The organism is Paenibacillus sp. GYB003 (assembly GCF_036577625.1).
Classification (GTDB): domain Bacteria; phylum Bacillota; class Bacilli; order Paenibacillales; family NBRC-103111; genus Paenibacillus_AB.
The window spans coordinates 1-21,771 of the sequence record NZ_JARBDC010000030.1; the positions used below are offsets into that span (position 1 = coordinate 1).

At 56.5% G+C, this 21,771-nt stretch carries 16 protein-coding genes and 1 riboswitch; of the genes, 3 read left to right on the forward strand and 13 right to left on the reverse strand.

The annotated features are described in order from the left end of the window. The first annotated feature begins 72 nt into the window (after positions 1–72). Both PV407_RS10480 and PV407_RS10485 read left to right on the forward strand, forming a co-directional pair. Positions 73–429, forward strand: a complete 357-nt coding sequence (locus PV407_RS10480) for a transposase (RefSeq protein ID WP_332089866.1) — start codon at positions 73–75, stop codon at positions 427–429. 5 nt (positions 430–434) lie between these two features. Next, on the forward strand, positions 435–1,322 hold the full coding sequence (locus tag PV407_RS10485) for an IS3 family transposase (protein ID WP_332089881.1): 888 nt from the start codon (positions 435–437) through the stop codon (positions 1,320–1,322). Positions 1,323–1,814: 492 nt separating this feature from the next. Here PV407_RS10485 and PV407_RS10490 read toward each other — a convergent pair whose 3' ends face one another. From PV407_RS10490 to ytxC, 5 genes are all read right to left on the reverse strand, one after another. Beyond that, positions 1,815–2,345, reverse strand: coding sequence for an RNA polymerase sigma factor (locus tag PV407_RS10490; protein ID WP_332089867.1), 531 nt, complete (start codon positions 2,343–2,345; stop codon positions 1,815–1,817). A gap of 139 nt (positions 2,346–2,484) precedes the next feature. Beyond that, complete coding sequence (locus PV407_RS10495) at positions 2,485–3,186, reverse strand: 3D domain-containing protein (protein WP_332089868.1); 702 nt, start codon at positions 3,184–3,186, stop codon at positions 2,485–2,487. Between the two features lie 79 nt (positions 3,187–3,265). Beyond that, on the reverse strand, positions 3,266–5,179 hold the full coding sequence (gene thrS / locus PV407_RS10500) for a threonine--tRNA ligase (protein WP_332089869.1): 1,914 nt from the start codon (positions 5,177–5,179) through the stop codon (positions 3,266–3,268). A 906-nt stretch (positions 5,180–6,085) separates the two neighbouring features. Beyond that, on the reverse strand, positions 6,086–8,023 hold the full coding sequence (thrS, locus tag PV407_RS10505) for a threonine--tRNA ligase (protein WP_332089870.1): 1,938 nt from the start codon (positions 8,021–8,023) through the stop codon (positions 6,086–6,088). Positions 8,024–8,770: 747 nt separating this feature from the next. Continuing rightward, positions 8,771–9,688, reverse strand: a complete 918-nt coding sequence (ytxC, locus tag PV407_RS10510; protein WP_332089871.1) for a putative sporulation protein YtxC — start codon at positions 9,686–9,688, stop codon at positions 8,771–8,773. 194 nt (positions 9,689–9,882) lie between these two features. Between ytxC and PV407_RS10515 the strand changes: the two genes are divergently transcribed. Beyond that, positions 9,883–10,749, forward strand: a complete 867-nt coding sequence (locus PV407_RS10515; RefSeq protein WP_332089872.1) for an SMP-30/gluconolactonase/LRE family protein — start codon at positions 9,883–9,885, stop codon at positions 10,747–10,749. Positions 10,750–11,037: 288 nt separating this feature from the next. Here PV407_RS10515 and mqnC read toward each other — a convergent pair whose 3' ends face one another. From mqnC to metA, 8 genes are all read right to left on the reverse strand, one after another. Then, entirely contained in the window at positions 11,038–12,177 is a 1,140-nt protein-coding gene (gene mqnC / locus PV407_RS10520; RefSeq protein WP_332089873.1) for a cyclic dehypoxanthinyl futalosine synthase, read from the reverse strand. Positions 12,178–12,278: 101 nt separating this feature from the next. Beyond that, the gene (locus PV407_RS10525; RefSeq protein ID WP_332089874.1) at positions 12,279–13,097 is read right to left on the reverse strand and encodes an HAD family hydrolase; all 819 of its coding nucleotides are present in this window, start codon (positions 13,095–13,097) and stop codon (positions 12,279–12,281) included. A gap of 180 nt (positions 13,098–13,277) precedes the next feature. Then, the gene (locus tag PV407_RS10530; RefSeq protein ID WP_332089875.1) at positions 13,278–14,138 is read right to left on the reverse strand and encodes an AraC family transcriptional regulator; all 861 of its coding nucleotides are present in this window, start codon (positions 14,136–14,138) and stop codon (positions 13,278–13,280) included. A 178-nt stretch (positions 14,139–14,316) separates the two neighbouring features. Beyond that, positions 14,317–15,933, reverse strand: coding sequence for a hypothetical protein (locus PV407_RS10535; protein WP_332089876.1), 1,617 nt, complete (start codon positions 15,931–15,933; stop codon positions 14,317–14,319). A gap of 277 nt (positions 15,934–16,210) precedes the next feature. Then, positions 16,211–17,203: a hydroxyacid dehydrogenase gene (locus PV407_RS10540; protein WP_332089877.1), complete on the reverse strand. Its 993-nt coding sequence runs from the start codon at positions 17,201–17,203 to the stop codon at positions 16,211–16,213. Positions 17,204–17,485: 282 nt separating this feature from the next. Next, the gene (locus tag PV407_RS10545; RefSeq protein ID WP_332089878.1) at positions 17,486–18,895 is read right to left on the reverse strand and encodes an extracellular solute-binding protein; all 1,410 of its coding nucleotides are present in this window, start codon (positions 18,893–18,895) and stop codon (positions 17,486–17,488) included. A gap of 245 nt (positions 18,896–19,140) precedes the next feature. Next, entirely contained in the window at positions 19,141–20,295 is a 1,155-nt protein-coding gene (locus PV407_RS10550) for an aminotransferase class I/II-fold pyridoxal phosphate-dependent enzyme (RefSeq protein ID WP_332089879.1), read from the reverse strand. 92 nt (positions 20,296–20,387) lie between these two features. Beyond that, entirely contained in the window at positions 20,388–21,353 is a 966-nt protein-coding gene (gene metA, locus PV407_RS10555) for a homoserine O-acetyltransferase MetA (RefSeq protein WP_332089880.1), read from the reverse strand. Positions 21,354–21,440: 87 nt separating this feature from the next. Continuing rightward, a riboswitch (SAM riboswitch) is annotated at positions 21,441–21,570 on the reverse strand. Positions 21,571–21,771 lie beyond the last annotated feature (201 nt).

Below are 21,771 nucleotides of genomic sequence, written 5' to 3' on the forward strand. Positions count from 1 at the left end.
CCCTTAAGCCCCCTAATGAGATTGGAGAGTACCAAGGGAAATAAGGTACACTTAAATTAGGAGGCGAAGAGGATGCAGCGGAACAAGGTATTCGAAGAAGTACGGAACAAAGTAGCGCAGGAAGCCCTTGCGGGAATCAAGACGGGATTCCTTGCACGTAAGTACGACGTAACACCCAAGACGATTCGGAATTGGGTCAAAGAATATCAGGAAATGTTCGGTGACGACGCGGTTCCTACGATGGATGAACGCGTAGCCGAGTCGAAGCGTCTTGCCGAAATGGAGGAGAAGTATAGCCGTGCCCTGAAAGCATTGGGCGAAAAGCAACTCGAAATTGAGGTGCTGCGTGAACTCATAAAAAAGTCCAACCCTGCCTCGATGACAAACTTACCGTTGCGCAAACCTTCATCGAGCAGGGACGACCAGTAGCGACCATCTTACGATTCGTCGGTGCCGGTACCTCCACGTACTATGCCCGCCAGCAACAGAGTGCACACCAAGCCCCGGGTGAGGTTCGATGTGGGAGAAAAGATACGATGCACTCGCTCACACAGACCGGCCAAGTCATCAGCAATTCCCAGATTGAGGAGTGGCTGATGGATCTTGTCTCCGGTGAGGAGCATGTGTATGGCTACGCCATGTTGACTGAATGCCTGCGTATTCAACACGGTCTGGTAATCAATAAAAAGAAAGTATACCGGCTCTGCAAAAAACTCGGGATCTTGCACCCGCAGCGACGGAAAAAGAACCACTATCCCCGACGCTTGGCACGCAACCATACGATTGATGGACCGAATCAATTGTGGCAGATCGATATCAAATATGGATATGTTGCCGGGTACGATCAGTTCTTTTTTATCGCGGACATTATCGATGTGTTCGATCAGAGTATCGTTGGTTACCACACCGGTTCCTCGTGCGAAGCCAGGCATGTTTGCGATGCCGTAAGACGGGCTTTACGCTCGCGTATTGCAGACGGCCAGACGAAGCCGATCCTACGCACGGATAATGGTCCCCAATTCGTTAGCAAAGCCTTTGGCGATATGTGTGCGGAAGAGAAGCTAGAACACGAGCGAATCCCGCCGAAGACGCCAAACATGAACGCCTATATTGAGTCGTTTCACGCTACATTGGAGCGCGATCTGCTCCGGAAAGAAAGCTTTAGGACGTTCGAAGAAGCGTATCAGGCCGTTCATGCGTATATGGATTTTTACAATAACCGCCGCTTGCAAAAACGCTTGGGAAAACGTTCGCCTGCCTCGTTTCTTCGTTGGGCGCAAGAAGGAACACATGAACTTTCCAAGTACAAGCGCGCGGTGTGAGCACGACGTAGGAAGCTTGACAGGGAGGGTGGGCATGCGAGGCTATCGGCCAAGGCGATGGTGTTCTCCCATCGCCCGATCGCCAATAGGCATGCCCACGGAGGCTCGCTGTCAAGTTTCCGGTCTCCACGCAAAAACCCTTGAGCTCGAGTAAATTCAAGCAATTTAAAGTCTCAGGGTTATTACCGCACGAACTCTCCATTTTTAGGGGGCTAGACCGATTTTAACCGGAGCTTTTCCTTGTATGTCGAAACGGCGCATGAAAGATAGCGAATTTGCCGGAGGTTTTCCGGTTCCATTCCGGTTGCCTCACAGGATAAGAACACCTTATGACCGAAGCCTTTCAATCAATCGCATTCGTGTTCTAGCAGTAGCTTATTCTTCTGCCCTGTAACGTCAAAAAAAGGAGCACGCGATCCGGCTCCTTGCAATATTTCGTCCCTATTTTGGTTTGCGGCTAATACGACATAACTACGTACGGTCAAAGGCGTTTCAATCCGGCTTCAAATACGGATCGCTCAGCAGCGCCCGAAGCTGCTCCTTCCCCCGATGGATGCGCGCTTTGACGGTGCCGAGAGGCAGATCCATCTTTTCGGCGATATCTTTGTCTTTCATGTCGTAATAATATTTATAAGTCAAAATTTGCTGCGTCTTCTCGTCCAGCTTGCGGATTTCGTCGAATATGATGTTGCGCATGACCCGCTCCTCGACGCCTTCCGCGGCGATCAGCGGCATGCCGCTTTCCTCCGCGTCGCCGAGCGAGACGGCGACCTTTCGCTTGATCATGTTGTAGGCCGTGTTGGTCGCGATCACTTTGGCCCATTGGATCAGCTTGTCCCTGTCGCGCAGCGTGTCGAGCTTGCGCAATATTTTGACCCACGATTCCTGCACCGCGTCCATCGCTTCCGTCTTGTTGCGAATGATCGAATACGTGACGATAAACATCTGCTTGTACACGTCCATCAGCAGCGCATCCTGCGTCTCTTTGCTATCGGGATCGGTTTGCAGCAGTCCTGTATTCATCAGGCCCATCTCCTATGAAACAGCGATTGTCGAATGGCAATGAATGCGCTTTACATCTGGGAATATATTAACATAATATCGCGAAAAATGAAAGAAACCGGCGCATTCGCTTACGCGAAATTTGCGCCGGCATGTCGGACTATAGCTCGAGTGCGCCGATTTGCCCTTCGGAGATGGCCGACAAGACGTCGTCCCACATGTTCAGCGTCTGTTCGGTCACCTTGCCGTTACCTTTCTTGACGATAAACACGTTGACCGTACGCTTGCCCCATTCTTTGTATATTTGATCTTTCGTCTCGTAGTACAGGTCGATTTTTTTTCCTTTGATCGCCGAACCGGTATCGGCCACGATGCCGTAGCCGTAGCCGGGAATATACAAAATCGTCCCGAGCGGAAACACTTTCGGATCGGCCGCGATCGTGGACAGCACGCCGTGGCGCACCTTCACGCCGGAATACGTGATGCCGTATTCGGGATGGCCGGGACGTTTGCCGGTCGATTCCACTCCGGCGTAATAGCCGGTAGCAACGACCTCGACGGAGCCCAAAAATTTCGTGGCGTCCTCGTGCAGCATCGGAAACCGTTTATTTTTTTCGATCAGCTCTTGCTTCGTTTTCAGTTTGGACAAACGTTCGATTACGACGCTGTGCGACGATGCGGAAACCGGTACGTCCGGTTGTCCGGACCGGACATGCTGCGCGGGATCGGCGGCCGACGTCGCGTTACGGGCGGCGGAGCCGTTTTCCGCCGGTACGAGGGCGATCAGCAGCAGCGCAATCCATAACGGCGCCCGGTATGTTCGGAAATGGCAAAACGTTGGCAATAGCGGTTTGTTTTCCATACCGTAGAGCATTCCCCAACATAAGCCGGAGTATACGGAAGCGTGCGCGGCCGTTCGGAAAAAAACGGGCCCGGGTGCCTTATCGCTTCGTGCGAATGTGTTCCGCGATCCGCGAAACGACCGATTGCACCGGGAACACGCCGATATCCCCTTCGTCACGGACGCGAACCGATACCGTGCCGTCGCGGGCTTCGTTCTCGCCGACGATCAGCATATAGGGCGTCTTGGACAGCTGCGCTTCGCGGATTTTGTACCCGAGCTTCTCGCCACGCAGGTCGGCTTCGGCGCGAATGTCCGCATCCCGCAGCAGCTGGACCGTTTGCTTCGCGTACTCGTCGAATTTGTCGGATACCGGAATGACCGCGGCTTGAACGGGCGATAGCCACACCGGAAACGCGCCGGCGTAATGCTCCGTCAAAATGCCGATGAACCGGTCGATCGAGCCGTACACGGCGCGGTGAATGACGACGGGACGCACTTTCGCGTTCGATTCGTCGACATAGGAAAGGTCGAATTTCTCCGGCATTTGGAAGTCGACCTGGACCGTGGCGCACTGCCAGCTCCGCTTGATCGCGTCGCGAATATGGAAGTCGATTTTCGGGCCGTAAAACGCCCCGTCGCCCTCGTTCAGACGGTACGGCACATTTCGTTTCTTCAGCACGTTGCGCAGCGCCGTTTCGGCGCGCTCCCACTGCTCGTCGCTTCCCATCGACTGCTCCGGCCTTGTCGACAGCTCCATCCGGTATTCGAACCCGAACACGTTGTACATGCCGTCGATCAAGTCGATCACGTTTGCGATCTCTTCCTCGAGCTGGTCCAGCCGGGCGAAGATGTGCGCATCGTCCTGACAAAACGTGCGAACCCGCATCAGCCCGCTTAATGCCCCGGAATATTCGTGCCGGTGCACCTGCCCGAATTCGGCCATCCGAATCGGCAGCTCCCGGTACGAGCGCTTCTCGTTTTTGTAAATGAGCATGTGGCCGGGGCAGTTCATCGGCTTCAGGGCGAAAGCCGTATCGTCAACCTCGCTGAAATACATATTGTCGCGGTAATGGTCCCAGTGGCCGGACTGCTCCCACATGCGCCGGTTCATCATGAACGGCGTGCGCACTTCGGCATAGCCGAGCTTCGTAAACAAGCTGCGGGAATATCGCTCCAGCTCGTCCCGGACGATCGTCCCTTTCGGCAAATAAAACGGCATGCCGGGCGCTTCCTCGGAAAACATGAACAGCCCCAGCTCTTTGCCGATGCGGCGATGGTCGCGCCTTTTCGCCTCCTCCAGCATGGCGAGATGTTCGTCCAATTCGGCCTTCGTCGGGAAAGCCGTGCCGTATATGCGCTGCAGCATTTTGTTGTTCGAATCGCCCCGCCAATAGGCGCCCGCCACGCTGAGCAGCTTGAACGCCTTGATGCGCCCCGTCGAAGGCACGTGCGGTCCGCGGCACAGGTCGACGAATTCGCCCTGCTCGTATATCGAGATGACCGCGTCGTCCGGCAAATCGCCGATCAGCTCCAGCTTGAGCGGATCGTCCTTCTCGGCGAACAGGCGAAGCGCCTCTTCGCGGCTTACCTCGCGGCGGACGATCGGCCAGTTTTCCTGTGCGATTTTTTCCATTTCCTTCTCGATTTTGCCGAGGTCCTCCGAAGAGACCGGCTGCTCCAGGTCGATGTCGTAATAAAAGCCGTCCTCGATGACCGGACCGATGCCGAGCTTAACGCTTTTGTCGCCGTAAACGCGTTTCAACGCCTGCGCAAGCAGATGCGCCGCGCTGTGGCGGTATATCTCGAGTCCGTCGGCGGACTCGAGCGTCACGATCTCCGCCTTCGCATCCCGCTCCAGCTTGTAATCCAGATCGACGACTTTGCCGTCCACCTTGCCGGCGATCGCCTTTTTTTTCAAGCCGGGGCCGATCGAGGCGGCAACCTCCGCAAGGCTAGTCCCCGCAGGAAAATGTTTTGCGGCCCCGTCGGGCAAGTATACGTTGATGGACATGAGGATCTCCTCCTGGATTTGTTTATTCGCCTCGGAAGCCAAGGCTTCCCGGCGTTTGGGGTTGGTAGGCCTTGCCGCGGCGCCGGTTCGGACGAGTTGGAGCACTATCCGTGCGAGTGGGCCGGAATTTTTGCTCGGATAGTGTTCTTTTGAACGTTGTCCGCGCGGTTCGGCCTTGCCGCGGCGCGGCGCGGTTCGGACGAGTTAGTGCTCTTTGGAGCACTATCCGTGCGAGTGGGCCGGAATTTTTGCTCGGATAGTGTTCTTTTGAACGTTATCCGTGCGGTTCGGCCTTGCCGCGGCGCCGGTTCGGACGAGTTAGTGCTCTTTAGAGCACTATCCGTGCGAGTGGGCCGGGATTTTTGCGCGGATAGTGTTCTTTTGAACGTTATCCGCGCGGTTCGGCCTTGCCGCGGCGCCGGTTCGGACGAGTTAGTGCTCTTTAGAGCACTATCCGTGCGAGTGGGCCGGATTTTTGCGCGGATAGTGTTCTTTTGAACGTTATCCGCGCGGTTCGGCCTTGCCGCGGCGCCGGTTCGGACGAGTTAGTGCTCTTTGGAGCACTATCCGTGCGAGTGGGCCGGATTTTCGCGCGGATAATGTTCTTTTGAACGTTATCGCATCCAAAAAAAATACGCCCGTCCCAAAAGGGACGAGCGTCTCGTGGTTCCACCCTGCTTCGTTCCGCCGCTGTTTTCCATAGCCGGCGCAACCTTCGGCATCCGGTAACGGGGATGAAGCGGCTCCGGCTACCGGGATCGGCGATTGCCGTCCGTTCGCCCAAGCGGCTGCAAAGCGGTAAACGGCCGGTTCGGTCTTAAGGGGCTCTCACCTGTTCCCCTCTCTCTGGGAAGCGTCGCCGGCGTTCGTGTCTTTGGTCGATGCCTGTATGCGATTCGGTTCAGGTCATACTTGTTTCGTGCGGATTTCTTCCGTAATCATCGAGATGACGACATCGGTCGCATGAGCACCGATATCGCCCTCGCCCCGTTTGCGCACGGACAGCGTGCCGGCGTTCACTTCATTTTCGCCGACGACGAGCATATACGGCGTTTTCTCCAGCTGCGCCTCGCGAATTTTGTAGCCGAGCTTCTCGTTGCGCAGATCGGCTTCGGCGCGAATGCCGGCGGCCAGCAGCTTTTCGGTCGTTTGCTTCGCGTACTCCTCGAATTTGTCCGATACCGGAATGACGACCGCCTGCACCGGGGACAGCCAGGTCGGCAGCGCGCCGACGAAGTTTTCGAGCAAAAACGCGGTCATCCGCTCCATCGTGCTGATAATGCCCCGGTGAATGACGACCGGCCGGTGCTTGTTGCCGTCTTCGCCGACATATTCGAGGCCGAACCGTTCCGGCAGCAGGAAGTCGAGCTGCGCAGTCGACAGCGTCTCTTCTTTTTTGAGCGCCGTTTTGATTTGCACGTCCAGCTTCGGCCCGTAAAACGCCGCCTCGCCTTCCGCCTCGTAATACGGCAAATTCAGCTCCTCGACGACTTCCTTCAGCATGCGCTGGGACATTTCCCACATCGCGTCGTCCGGATAATATTTCTCGGTATCCTTCGGGTCCCGGTACGACAGGCGGAAACGGTACTCCTTGATCCCGAAATCCTCATAGACGCGCTGAATGAGGCGAACGACCCGGGCGAATTCATCCTTGATCTGGTCCGGACGGGCAAAAATATGCGCGTCGTTCAGCGTCATCGCGCGGACGCGGTGCAAGCCGGTAAGCGCTCCGGACATTTCGTAGCGGTGCATCGTGCCGAGCTCGGCGATGCGGATCGGCAGATCGCGGTAGCTGCGCATGTCGCTCTTGTAAATCATCATATGGTGCGGACAGTTCATCGGGCGGAGCACGAGCTCCTCATTGTCCAGCTCCATCTTCGGGAACATGTCTTCCTGGTAATGCTCCCAGTGACCGGATATTTTGTACAGCTCGACGCTGCCGAGCACCGGCGAATAGACGTGGTCGTAACCGAGCGATTCTTCCAGATCGACGATGTAACGTTCGAGCAAACGGCGCAGCTTCGCCCCTTTCGGCAGCCAGAGCGGCAGCCCTTGACCGACCTCTTTGGAAAAGGTAAATATTTTCAAATCTTTGCCGATGCGGCGATGGTCGCGCTTCTTCGCTTCCTCCAGCAGCACGAGATGTTCGTCCAGCTGCGCTTTTTTCGGGAAGGCGGTGCCGTAAATGCGCTGCAGCATTTTGTTTTTCGAGTCGCCGCGCCAGTACGCGCCGGCCACGCTGAGCAGCTTGAACGCCTTGATGCGGCCGGTCGAAGGCAAATGCGGACCGCGGCACAGGTCGAAAAATTCGCCCTGCTCGTAAATCGAGATGACCGCCTCATCCGGCAAATCGCGAATAAGCTCCAGCTTGAGCGGATCTTCCAGCTCGCCGAAAAGGCGGAGCGCTTCTTCGCGGCTCACTTCGCGGCGAACGATCGGCAAGTTTTCCTGCGTAATTTTTTCCATTTCCTTCTCGATTTTGTCGAGATCTTCCGAAGAGACCGGCTGCTCCAAATCGATATCGTAATAGAAGCCGTCCTCGATGACCGGGCCGATGCCGAGCTTGACGTTTTTGTTGCCGTAAATTCGCTTCAGCGCTTGTGCGAGCAAATGCGCGGTGCTGTGGCGGTATACCTCGAGACCGTCTTCGGAATCGAGCGTCACGATTTCCACCTTCGCGTCCTGCTGAAGCTTGTGGCTCAAATCGACGACTTTGCCGTCCACTTTGCCGGCGATCGCGTTCTTTTTCAGGCCGGAGCTGATCGAACCGGCGACGTCCTCGATGGTCGCGCCCGCTTCGTATTCCCTTACCGCTCCGTCAGGCAGCGTTACTTTGACAGTCATTGCTTGTCTCCCCTTCAGGTTTGTTTGGCCCTTCATTAAGGCCTGGAAAGCGAAGCTTTCCGGCGATGATTTTGTTTGCCTTGGCTCTTGCACTGCTCGAAAAAAAGCTTCACGACAAAGTCGTGACGCGGCCCGCCGCACGATGCATCCTTTCATTCTCTAAAGCGGCAGTTTCACCAACAGAGGGCATCGACGTCTCATGGAACCGCCGAATGGAAGCGGGTCTTCGGGGGAAGCGCCCGACAGGGCGCCTTCCTCTGGAGACGAAAAGCGCTCCCCCGCAACCGTTCCGCCGAAGACGGCCCCGTACCTCCTTCGCTTCTTGCGGGTCTCGGGGCGGCAGCCCCGAGTCCTCCCCTTGAGCGAAGGGGGAAAGAGGGGGTTCGGCTCACGGGAAAGAGGGGGTTCGACTCTCCAAAAACAAAAAACACGCTCCGTCCCGGAAGGGACGAGCGTGTCGGTCTCGTGGTTCCACCCTATTTCGTTCCGCCACCGCCGAAGCGGCAAGCCGAACCTTAGGCCATCCGGTAACGGGGATGAGACGCCGGCGTCTACTGCCTGCCGCATCGCTTGCGGCGCGGGTTCGAGCCAAAGCTGCAAAGGGGTAAATCCGCTGTTCGAACAGAAGGAGATTTCAGCGCGAGTCTCCTCTCTCTGGACAGTCTTGCAGGGATTCATGTCTTTGGTCATCGCTTGTTCAATGTCGATCGTTATGTTACATCATATTACCCGAACGCTCGGGTCGTGTCAAGGGTACAGCTGATCCTTGTTTTTGCCGCCGAGGACGGTGCCGCACAATTTGCAGTACGTGCAAATCATCGCCCGGTTTTCGAAAATTTGCATGATCGTTTTAATGACCTGCTCCTCCGGATCGCGCGTATGGATGACGATTTTTTGCGGGGAAACGGAAATAAGCGTGCTGACGATCATGTCCTCGAAATTGATTTCTTTATCGAGCAGCTCCAGCGTAAAGCCGTCGAACTGCTCCGTATCGATCGGGTTCATCTGTTCGTTGTAAAGCGTAAACTCGTTGCCGCCGCGATGCATCAGATGAGCGACCGGTATTTTCGTTTCCTGGATATACACGAAATATTTCAGCAAAGAAATAAACTCCTGGTATTGCTGGTCCATAATAAATTCGTCGATCGCGTACTCGGCCACTTCCCGCAGCTCGTTCATATAATCCGTCAACCGGAAACGGATGAACCCGATCAAATTCATTTCGCTATGCTGCTCCAAATAATGAAACAGACTGTCGGCGATTTTATGCTGCCGCCGTTGACGCGATCGCGGCAAGTCGGCCGCCTCGGGCTGGTCCAACACTTGCCGGCAATATTGTTCGATCGAGGAAACGTCCACCTCGTCCTCATACCGATAATGCCCGGTAATGATGTCGCGAAGCAGCTTTTGTTCCATTTCGTCCAGTATAAAAGCGGCCATCGTATCGGCGGCTAACCGATAAACGGCGGAGCTCGACTCGTTCAGCTGAAATTCCGGCAATAGGGCCAGGCATCGCAGCGTCACGTGATTTTTGTACGAATCGCATTCGAAACGGACGGGGTGTCCGGCTGTATGTAAATCCCGGGCGGATAGCGATAGTCTGACGTAAAGCTTGTCGGCGAAAGCGGCGCAATTTTTCGGCAACGTCAAGGCGAACAGTTCCATCGGACTCACTCCTTTCTACGCGAACGATTGAAATAGTTTGCTTTCTAAAAGTATATGGCCTACGCGACCGGGATATACAAACAACAATTTGGCACGATAGCGGACCTGTCGGGAATCGTTTTGATGTATAATGGACACGGAACGGATGGGAAAGGAAAACAAGCCAGGCCGAATAGGCGGGGAGGTTGTCGAAAATGGCGCAAGCGGAACTGATCCTGGACGCGAAGGCGACGCTCGGGGAAGGACCCAGCTGGGACGAGCGAAACGGCTTGCTGTATTGGGTCGATATCGAAGGGAAACGGCTGCATACCTACGAGACCGGCAGCGGAAAAACGTCGTCCGTTTCGTTCGGGCAACGAATCGGAGCGGCGGTGCCTCGCAAGTCCGGGGGCGTCGTCATGGCGATGCAGGACGGATTTTACGCCTACGATCCGGCTCGGGGAGGCCTATCGTTTTTGGGAAATCCGTCCGGACGGAAAGAGGAAACCCGTTTCAACGACGGCAAATGCGATGCGGCCGGCCGTTTTTGGGCCGGAACGATGTCGCTAACCGGCAAAGCCGGGCAAGGCGCGCTTTATTGTTTGGAAACCGACCTGACGATCCGGACCGTCATCGAGAACGTGTCGTGCTCGAACGGACTCGCCTGGAGCCCCGACAACCGGACGATGTATTACATCGATTCGCCGACGCGAAAGGTCGTCGCTTACGACTACGATTTGGCCTCGGGACAAATCGCTAACGGGCGAACGGTCGTGGAAGTGACGGAGAAAGGCGCCGTTCCGGACGGGATGACGTGCGATGCGGAAGGGATGATATGGGTCGCGCTATGGGGCGGCTTCGGCATCCGCAGATGGAATCCGGCGACCGGCGAGCTGCTGCTGAAGGTCGAGGTGCCGGCGGAGCAATCGAGCTCCTGCGCGTTTGCCGGCGCGGAATTGAACGAGCTGTACATCACGTCGGCGAGGGTCGGCATTGCCGAATCCGACCAACCGCTGGCGGGAGGACTGTTCGTCTACAGGGCGGGTATAAAAGGATTGCCGACGTTCGCTTTCGGCGGATAATACGGGCCGACAAATCCGGGCAGAGCCCAATGGCGCTAGCCCGGTTTCTTTGTGTATTTGTCGCCGCGGCAAGAATGCAGCAGCAGCCGGAGGGTAAGAGTCGTTCGGGACCGCGATTTCGGCGATTTCGGCGCGGAACGCTTGCGGCTCCGGCAGCTGCTAACGAATCGAGTAATCGCTATCCGGGCCGAATGCGGAGGTTTGAAAATGTAATCCCATCGACCGACACGGATCCCGGTTTATGAAACATAAACGAAAAAGCGCCGAAGCTCGGCGCTTTTCATTCGATCAATTTTGCATCACGAAATCGTTCTCGACCTTCTCGTTCACGTCGTCGAACATGCGCAATATTTCATAGCGCGTATTGCGCTGGGCCGGAATTTTGCCCGCGGCGCGAATGAGGTCCAGCGTCGAGCTGATGTTCACCTTATGCGTCGTGCCGGCGGCGGAAACGACGTTTTCCTCGATCATCGTGCTGCCGAAGTCGTTGCAGCCGTAGTGGAGCGACAGCTTGCCGACCTCCGGTCCCATCGTCACCCACGACGATTGGAAGTTCGGGATGTTGTCGAGCATGAGGCGGCTGATCGCGACATTTTTCAAATAAGCGTCCGGACCGAGCTTCTCCGCCTTCAAGTTCGTATTGTCCGGCTGGAACGTCCACGAGATGAACGCCAAAAATCCGGGGGACGGGTACTTGTTCGCGATGCACTCGTCCTGCGCTTCGCGCACGCGCAGCATATGCAGCACGCGCTCCTCCATCGATTCCCCGAAGCCGATGACCATCGTCGCCGTCGTGTTCATGCCGATCCGGTGGGCGGTCCGCATCACGTCCATCCATTCCGTCCAGCTGCCCTTCAGCCGGCTGATTTTACGGCGCGTCCGGTCGTCCAATATTTCCGCGCCGCCGCCCGGAAGCGAGTCTAGCCCGGCTTCGTGAATTTGCCGCACGACTTCCTCGAGCGACAATCCGTCCGACACTTCCTTCATCTTCCAAATTTCCGCCGGCGAGAACGAGTGCATCGTAATGTCCGGAAACCGTTTCTTGATATTGCGAAGAAGATTCGTATAATAGCTGAACGGCAAATTCGGGTTCGTTCCGCCCTGCATCAAGATTTCGGTGCCGCCTACGTCGATCGTTTCCTGGATTTTTTGGAATATCGTCTCGTCGGGCAGCACGTACCCTTCCTTCGAACCGGGCGCCCGGTAAAACGCGCAAAACCGGCAGTAGACGTCGCAAATGTTCGTATAGTTAACGTTCCGGCCGATGACGAACGTCGTAACCGGCTCGGGATGAAATTTGAGCATGATTTGATTGGCGGCCGCGCCCATCTTCTCGATCTCGTCGGAGTCGTACAGCGCCAGGCCGTCCTCCAAGTCCAGTCGTCCCCCCGACAGCGCTTTGTCCAATATGCGGTCGATCCGGCTCATCCTATCACTCCTTCACATGTTCCTTCTATCGTACCATATCGGCACCCGGAAAAACAGGAAGAAACGGTGACGTTTTTGCCGCATCGAACGGCTCCTGTCGACTATCGGACCGCTTCGTGCAATTCGTAATGGCGGATCGCTTCGGCCACTCCGGCGCCGTAACGCCGTTCGGCGATATAGCCGCCGCGTCGGCGAACCCGCTCCTTCACCTCTTCGTCGGCGTTTCCCGGCGCCGCGGCGGCGAAGCCGTACGGTCCGGCCAGCATCGTCAAGTCGTTGGCGCCGTCTCCGATCGCTAAAGTCTCGGCGGGCGGGACGTTCATTTGGGCGCATAATGCCGATAAAACCGCGCCTTTTCCTACCGAAACGTGCCGCACGGACAGACCCTTTCCGTTGCGGACGGCCGTATACGGCAGCCCCTGCTCCCGCAGCCATTCCGCTACGACGGTTTCCCCTTCCCGGGCGGCATGCGCATCGGCGAATATCAACTCCACAAACCCCCGGCGCAGCTCCTTCTCTTCCGCCAACCGTTTGCACGACGGATCGATAGCCGCAAGCGCCGCCGCGAGCGAATCCGATACGCCGTGCGCGATTCGCCGAAAATGCTCCCGTTCCGTACGATCGACGGCGTCGTTTCGCAGCGCATCGGTCTCATAAATTCCGTTATCGCGAAGCTCATATATAAACCTTTCTTCTTCCATCATAAAATGCGGCCAGCCTTCCGCCGCCGGATCGATGCCTTCCCGCTTCAGCAGCTCGATCATAAAGGGGTAGTCGCGGCCCGTCGCAAACCCGACGATCGCGCCGTTTCGGGCGATCCGGCGCAAAGCTTCGACCGCCTCCGGCAGCATGCCGTAACGGCCCTTCGTTCCTCCGAGCAAGGTGCCGTCCAAATCGACCGCCACCATACCGATTTTCATGCCGCGTCCCTCCCGCATCGTACAAGTGCATGCATCATTCGCAACGTGTTTATTATAAATTCGCTCCGGACGAAAAAGGATACCCGATTCCTTGAACTTTGTATCCGATTGTGGGCTGTTCCCCGCGATCCGCAAAAAAAAAGAAGATCCGAACGCGGCGCGGCGCCGCCCGGATCCTTCCTATTGGCCGTATCCTTTCATTTTTTTGCAAAATTCCTTCGGGGAACAGCCGTTGAACTTTCGGAACATCCGGTAAAAATGCCCCCGGTTTTCCATCCCGATGCGCACCCCCGCTTCTTCGACGCTGACGTCCTCCGTCAGCAAAATGCGCTCCGCCATTTTGATCCGGCGGTAGTTGAAATAATCGACGAACGACATGCCGATCACTTTTTTAAAATATGCCACGAAATGGGAATAGCTGATGTTGACCATCCGGCTCGCTTCCTTGATCGTCATTTTGGCGCCGGGATTTTTGTCGATATAGTCGAGCACGGGCCGCAGCCGTTCCAGGTCGGGCTGATGTTTGGCGGACAGCAGCTTGCGCGTATCGGAGCGAAGCAGCGCCAGCAGCAGCCGCCTGATGTGCAGGCTTACCGCCATTTCGTAGCCGAAGCCTTTGTTCTGCATTTCCTTGTAGATGTCCAGCAAGCAGGCGATGACGTCTTGCCTCGCGTTCCCGTTTTCTTGAAAGATGTAGTTGAGCTCGTCCAAAGCGATGCGGCTATCCATGAACAAATTGAAATACGGCATCGTCGTCGAGTCGCTGTACTGACTGCTGTCGAATTGAAAAACGATATATTCCGCCGCCCGGGAGTAGTCCCGGTGAAGCTGGTTGGAGCCGATCAGGATCAAATCGCCGTCGCGCAGCTCGTACCTTCGCTTCTCCACGAAGACGTCAAGCCCGCCCCGCAGAATGTACAGCATTTCCGCCTGCTTGTGGCAATGCCAATCGTTCCACACCCCGTCGACTTTCCGGTGCATAAAAATTTTGAGCGGGACGAGGGGATTCTCGTATTTGACCTTCTCGTGATAAATATACATCGGGTACTCCTCCCAGCGGCATACCGCGAAGCGATCCAATGCATCCATTATACCACGGGAAACAAAGAAACCGTCCTCTGGGGACGGCTTCTTTGTATGGGTTGGGTAGTCTTGCATCCGCGCGCCGATGCCGCATGGGCTTGCGGCATTCGCGCCGTTTCAAACGGGTACTGCTTGTTTATTTGAACGGCTTCAGTTGCTTATCCGCCGGACGAACCGCATTGACTTGATCGACGTATGCCTGGAAAATTTGCTGACCTTTGTATTTGGTCATCAGCTCTTCGCGGTATTTCGGCCAGTTCGACGCGTCCTTGTCGTCGAAAATGACGACGTTTTGCAAGCGGGCCATTTCTTTGCGGAAATCGCCGATATTCATGCCTTCCGGCGGAGCGAGCGTAACCGGTTCGCCCGTATGCTTCGGAATCGCTTCGACGAACTTCAGGATGGCGCGGTCGCGGTCGGACACGCGCGGGTCGATCACTTCGAGACCGAGAACGGACGGCTCGTCGAGGTTCGTAAAGAACTTCCAAATGTCGAGGAAGCTGCCGTTTTTCGTCACGTCGGCTTCGTAAGCGGCCGGGTCGAGCGTAATCTTTTTGCCTTCTTTTTTGTAGTGCTTGCCTTCGAGACCGTAGTGGGTCATCAGGTAGCCTTCCTCGCTGGCGAGCCAGTCGAGAATTTGCACGGAACGCTTGATTTTCTCCGGATTTTTTTCCGCGACCTTCTTGGAGAACAGGAACGGGCTCGCGCCGCCGGTCGTGCCTTGCTTCCAGCCGTACGGCTGGTTCGCGAACGGGAATATGGGCTGCCAATCCGCTTTCGGATCGATCTGCTTCGTGCGGGATTGCACGCTGTTCGGCGCCGATTCGAGCGCGAAGTTTTTGTCGGTCGACCACAGGACGCCGACTTTGCCTTGCGCGCCTTTATCGAAATGCTGCGGCGCTTTGTTGACGAACCAGTCCGGATCGACGACGCCGTCCTTGATCATGTTTTTGACGTCCTGCAGCACGTTTTGCAGCTTCAGGCTGCTTTGCGTTTCCACGAACTCGAGGTTTTTCTCGTCGATCATGAAGTCGGCGACAAGACCGTTGTTGATCCAGGCCGGGAAGTCGAGCGGCAAACGGTTGCCGGCCGCGGCGGCGCTGAAGCCGTACGTGTCCTTCTTGCCGTTGCCGTCCGGATCGTCGTTCGTGAATTTGCGCATGACGTTCATCAGCTCGTCGTACGATTTCGGCATTTGCAGGCCGAGCTTGTCGAGCCAGTCTTTGCGGACGTAGAACGAACCGTACGTATTGCGCTGGAACGGCATCGGCGAGCGGGAATATTGAATGCCTTTCAACTGGTAGTTTTTAATTTCGTCTTCCTTGATCCACTTGAAGTAGTTCGGCATCGTTTCTCTCGTAACGAACGGCGTTTGGTCCGCGAGCAAGCCGTCGACCGCGAACTTTTGGCTCGCCGCGCCGTTGGACAGAAACATGTCGGGATGGTCGCCGCCCGTCATGATGACGTTGATTTTGTTGTCGTAGTCGGTGCCGAACGGCAAGTAGTCGAGCTTCAGCGTTACGTTGAATTTTTCTTCGATCGCTTTCTTCACGAAATCTTTGTCCGCCGAAGGCAGCGAAGCGGTGGCGGGAGCGAAAACGAACCATTTCAAGTCAAGCTTTTGCTGCGAATTGCCGCCGCTTGCGGCGTCGCCTCCCGAGGCGGCAGGCGCATTGTCGTCCTTCGATCCGCAAGCGCTCAGCACCATCGTGCTGACGAGCATTACCGCGCCCAACACTTTTAACGTTTTCATGGAATCCTCCTCGATCTGACCCAGATGTCCGGTTGTAGTTTTTGCCTGGAACCCCTTTGATTAATCCGACGCCTATCGACACATTGGTAACAGCATACGGCTTGGCGGCTTGCGCCCGGCGACCACCTCCATACCAAAATACGATGCCCGCCGCACTCGGCGGAAACTTGCGGGCAAACGCTTCCATTGTATGCAAAAGAGTGTGGCAGGCACGATTGCGCGGTCCCGCCAAGCTCGAAAATCCGACCTGGGGAGACGGAAGGCCGTCTCCACCCGATCAAGCGATGACGTGCAGATTTTGCAGGTTCACTTCGCCGTCCAGCGCCTCGCCGGCCAAAAAACGGCGAATGTCCTCGATCGAATACCGGCCGAGCCGCTGTTTGCCGTTGTTGACCGCGCCCGCGATATGGGGGATCAAAATCACGTTCGGCAAGCTGCGGAACGGATGGTCCGTACCGGGAGGCTCCTGCTTCGTAACGTCGATGCAGGCGATGAATCTTCCTTTGGCGAGCTCCGCCGCCAAATGCTCTTCGTTGATCAGGCTGCCTCGCGCCGTATTGATCAAGATCGCGTCGTCCCGCATGAGCGCGAACGTCCGCTCGTTGAACATGTCGTTCGTCTCCGGAATCGAAGGGGCGTGGATCGAGATCACTTCCGACAGCCGCAGCAGTTCGTCCAGCTCGACCTTGCGGCAGCCGAGCGCCGCGGCCTCTTCGGCCGATACGATCGGATCGTACAGCAAAATGTCGACTTCGAACTGCTTCAGCAGCCGGATGTAATGGCGGCCCGCCTTGCCGGCGCCGACGACGCCGATCGTAACGTCGAACAGCTCGCGGACGCGTTCCCGCCCTTGCTCCCACAAGCCTTCGCGCGTGCTGCGGGCGAGCTCCCACATCCGCTTCATCGCGGTAATCGTAAGGCCGAGCGCCGTTTCGGCCACGCCTACGCCGAGAGCGTCGTTGGCGCTGCTTACCCGGATGCCGCGTTCGATCAGCTCCGGCGTCACGATTCCTTTGACCGTTCCGGCGGCGTGCGCGACCAGCTTGAGCCGTTTCGCCTCGCGAAGGACGTCGGCGTCGAACGGAGGACATCCCCAGGACGTAATGACGATATCCGCATCGCGAATCAGTTCGGCGACGCGCCGTTTATCCGGATTGCCGGGATTCGGGTTGACGACGAGCTCGCCCATTTGACGGAGCCGGTTCAAATGCTTCTCGGTGAAAATTTCTCCCCAGACGTCGGCTCCGGGTATTAAAGCGATTCGATTCATGATGCTCCCGCTTTCCGTATGAAATGGTTTTGATTGACATTAACTCACAACTAACTCTGAATGACTTCATTCTAACGAAACGCTTCCCGTTTTGTCAACATAAAATCGTTTTCAATTCATTTTCATAGCCTACAACTGACTCACATAACAAAACATAGCGGTTACGCACCTCCGGAGGAACCGGTCCGCACACAAAAGGACGCCTCCGAAACCCGCGCGGGAAGCGGGATCGAAGGCGCCCTTGCGCCTGCTGCCAAATACCGACTCATCTTCTGACTCGTTTCAAACCGTCTCGACCGCCGCCTCGCGACGGCTCGCGTTCGCTTCCCTCAGCTCGTTCAGCTTTTGTTCGATTTTGACGCACACGGATTCTTCCGATTCGAGTCCGGCCCAGTACAGCTTCACTTCGTTGATGATCGCCGACAGCATCGGAATCGTCACGTTCAAATCGGTATACAGCCGGTACGTGGGGACGATATCGCGGTGCATCGGATAGCGAAGCGGCCGGAACATCGTTTCCTGGCCGATCCATTCGGCGGCGGGCTTCAGCGCCGGGATGCTGAGCGTGCGCTGGCGTATGTTCAGCTGCGACGAATACGACGTCAAAAAATCGACGAACGTCTGCGCCGCCTCCTTCTGCTCGGATTTCGCGTTGATGCCGAGCCCGATGGCGATCAGCATCGTGCGCGGATCGCCCTGGTACGGCACCGGGGCGATATCGTATTCGAAGCCGGCTTTTTTCAGCTCGTTCAGCCCGAAATACGTCGTCATGATCATCGAAGCCTTCTCCTGCAAAAACAGCTTCTCCGCGTCCGCCTCCTCATAGAACAGCGGCATGAGCGCCTGGTTCATGACGATGTCGCGGCACAGCTGCAGCGCCTTCATCCACGGCCCGTCGCAAATCCGAACCGGCTCTCCTTCGGGCGGGAGCGCCGCGCCGCTTTGCAGCAAGAAGACGGGCCAGCGGTTGTTGGACAGCAAATAAAAATAAAACCCGTACCGCTCGTTCGGCACGGCCAGCTTGTCGGCCGCCCGCCTCAAATCGTCCCAAGTCCAGCTGCTGTCCGGCTCGAGGACGTTTTTTTCGCGAAAATGATTGCGGTTGTAGCACAGGACGACCGGGGAAAACGTGAGCGGCTGCACCCACTGCCTGTCGTCCCAGACGAACAGTTTGTTCAGGTACGGATAAATGTCGTCGTTCGTCCGCTGCGGCTCCAGCAAGCGCAGCGCGTCGTGTTCGACCATTTCGCGAAAATTCGGGTAGTTGACCGTCACGACGTCCATAATGCCGGACTCGAGCGTGTCGCGGACGCTGACGTAATGCTCGAGCATCATCGTCTGGACGCGGATGCGGGGATATTGCTTATGGAATTGGGAAAGAAGCGTGCCGAGATCCGTCTCCTCCACCGTCGTCCGGTGACAGCCGAACCGGATCGTGATCGAGTTGCCGTCCGTCACGTCGGCGATCCGGTTGCCGACCTTCGGAATTTTCTCGATCAACCCTTCCGCTACGAGCACGTCGAGGCAATGTCTGACCGATTTGTTGCTGATTCGGTGCAGCTTGCCCAGCTCGCGCTCCGACGGCAAAAAGTCGCCGACGCTGCGTTTGCCCGAGACGATATCGTCGCGAATCGAGCGAATCATCTCGTCCATTCGTTTCGATAGCGTTTCCCGGCTTGGTCTGTTTGCCATGCCCATTCTACCTCGCTTTCAAACTCCAACCGCCGCTTTATCGCTCCTGTTGTAACGCACAGCTGACTTACGAAATCGGATTACAGCTATATTATCATAATCGCCGTTTGAAAAATAGGGGTTCGAGGAGCCGACCGCCATGTCCCGAAAAGGACCGATCCGACGCCGGCGCAAAAAAACAGCCTGCGTCGACGCCCGTTACGGGGTCGGCAGGCTGTTTGTCTATATCGTTATCGCGACCCGCTTCAGCCGAGCTCCGCCTTCGCCGCCTCGAAAGCGTTCGCCAGGTCGGCGATCAGGTCGTCCGCATGCTCGATGCCGACCGAGAACCGCAGCAGACGATCGTCGACGCCGACTTTCCGGCGGATGTCCTCGGGAATGTCCGCGTGCGTCTGCACGGCCGGATACGTCATGAGCGACTCGACGCCGCCGAGGCTTTCCGCAAAGGCGATCAGCCGAATGTGCCGCAATATCGGCTCGATCGTTCGGGCGTCTTTCATTTTGAACGAGAAAATGCCCGTATTGCCCGACGCCTGCCTGCTCTGAATGTCATGGCCCGGATGGTTCGGCAGCGCCGGGTAATAGACTGCCTCGACCATCGGATGAGTCAGCAAAAATTCGGCGATTTTCGTCGCGTTGTACTGGTGCCGCTCCATGCGCAGCGCCAGCGTCTTCATTCCCCGCATGAGCAGCCACGCGTCCTGCGGACCGAGCACCGCCCCGATCGAGTTGTGCAAAAACGCCATTTCCGCCGACAGCTCCTTGCCTTTCGTCACGATCAGGCCGGCCAGCACGTCGTTGTGCCCGCCCAAATATTTGGTCGCGCTGTGGACGACGATATCGGCTCCAAGCTCGATCGGCCGTTGGAAAAACGGCGTCAGCAGCGTGTTGTCGACGATCGAGACATACCCTTTCGCCTTCGCCCACGCGCAAATTTCGGCCAGATCGGTAATCATCATAAGCGGGTTCGTCGGCGTCTCGATCACGATCGCCTTCGTATTCGGCCGGCCGGCGTTCTCCAGCGCGTCCCGATCGTTCGTATCGACGTACGTGGCGGTAATGCCGAAGCGGCCGAGCACTTTCTCGATCAGCCGGTACGTCCCGCCGTACAGATCGAGCGAGACGATCAGGTGGTCGCCCTGCCCGAACATCGCGAATACCGTTTGCAGCGCGGCCATGCCGGAGCTGCAGGCAAAGCCGGCGTCTCCCGATTCCAGCTCCGCGATCGCCTGCTCCAAGACGGCGCGCGTCGGATTTTTCGTCCGCGAATAGTCGAAGCCCGTGCTTTGTCCGAGCCGCGGATGGCGAAACGCGGTCGCTTGGTAAACCGGGAAACTGACGGCGCCCGTAACCGGCTCGGATTGGGAACCGATTTGCGCCAAACGGCTTTCTATTTTCATACTCGATTATCCTCCTGGGCTTAATAGGAATTTAGTTGGAAAGAATCCCCACGGGAAGTGGGGCTTCTTCTTCGCGATATTCGGGCGGACGCTTACAATCCGGCGCCGTACGTCAGCCAGTCTTCTTCCGGCGCCGGCTTTTTCCGCAGGGCGCTCGGGTCGAACGGCGTTTCCTGGTAGACGTAGTAGTTGAGCCAGTTGGAGAACAGCAGGTTGGCGTGCGCTCTCCAGGTGACGAGCGGCTGGCGGGACGGATCGTCGTTCGGAAAATAGTTTTTCGGCACGTCGATCTCGAGACCTTTCGCCACGTCGCGGTCGTACTCCCATTTTAACGTACAATTGTCGTATTCGGAATGCCCGGTCACGAAAATATGTTTGCCGTCTTTCGTCGCGACGATATAAACGCCCGCTTCCTCCGACTCCGACAAAATGTCGAGCTCCGGCACTTTCTCGATGTCTTCCTTGCGCACCTCGGTATGGCGCGATTGCGGCACGAAAAACTGTTCGTCGAAGCCGCGCAGCAGCTTCACGTGCTTCGCCGTCGTCGTATGCGGGAAGACGCCGAAAATTTTGCGTCCGACCGGATATTTCGGCACACCGAAATGATGGTACAGCCCGGCCTGCGACGCCCAGCAAATGTACATCGTCGACGTGACGTTCGTCTTCGTCCAGTCCATAATTTGCTGCAGCTCGGCCCAGTAATTCACTTCCTCGAACTCCATCTGCTCGACCGGCGCGCCGGTGATGATCATCCCGTCGAAGTAGTCATCCTTCACGTCGTCGAACGTTTTGTAAAACTGCGTCAAATGCTCGACGCTCGTATTTTTCGACGTATGCGATTTCGGGTGCAGCAGCACGAACTCGACCTGCAGGGGCGTATTGCCGATCAGGCGCAAGATTTGCGTTTCCGTCGTTTCCTTCGTCGGCATCAGGTTCAATATCGCTATTTTCAGCGGCCGGATGTCCTGGTGAAAGGCCACGGTTTCGTCCATCACGAAAATGTTTTCTTCGATGAGCACTTCTTTGGCGGGCAAATGGTCGGGTACTTTAATCGGCATCGCGATCACGCTCCTGGGAGAAAAATAAAAAAACCTTTTCTTCGCAGATGAAGAAAGGCCATCGGTTCGCTTATGCTCGCATGTCCTCTCTCATCTCTCAGAAACGAACGTTTCGTCCGTCTCCGCAAGAATTAGCACCGTGCAGCATCGTCTGGCGACGAATTTGTCGGTTGCCGGGCTTCATAGGGCTGGTCCCTCCACCTACTCTTGATAAGAGTTTTGAAGCAGTATTCGATTATATACACTACTGTAGCCGATCCGGACGTTTTCGTCAAGATGGGTGCGACGAATGGTGTTGTTCGTCTGTGATAATGTCATACCATAACTGTTCTGAGATAATGTCACTATGGGACAGGAGACAATTACACTGACAGAAGACGAATGGAACAAGGTGAGAATCGTTGAAAAAATATTGGAG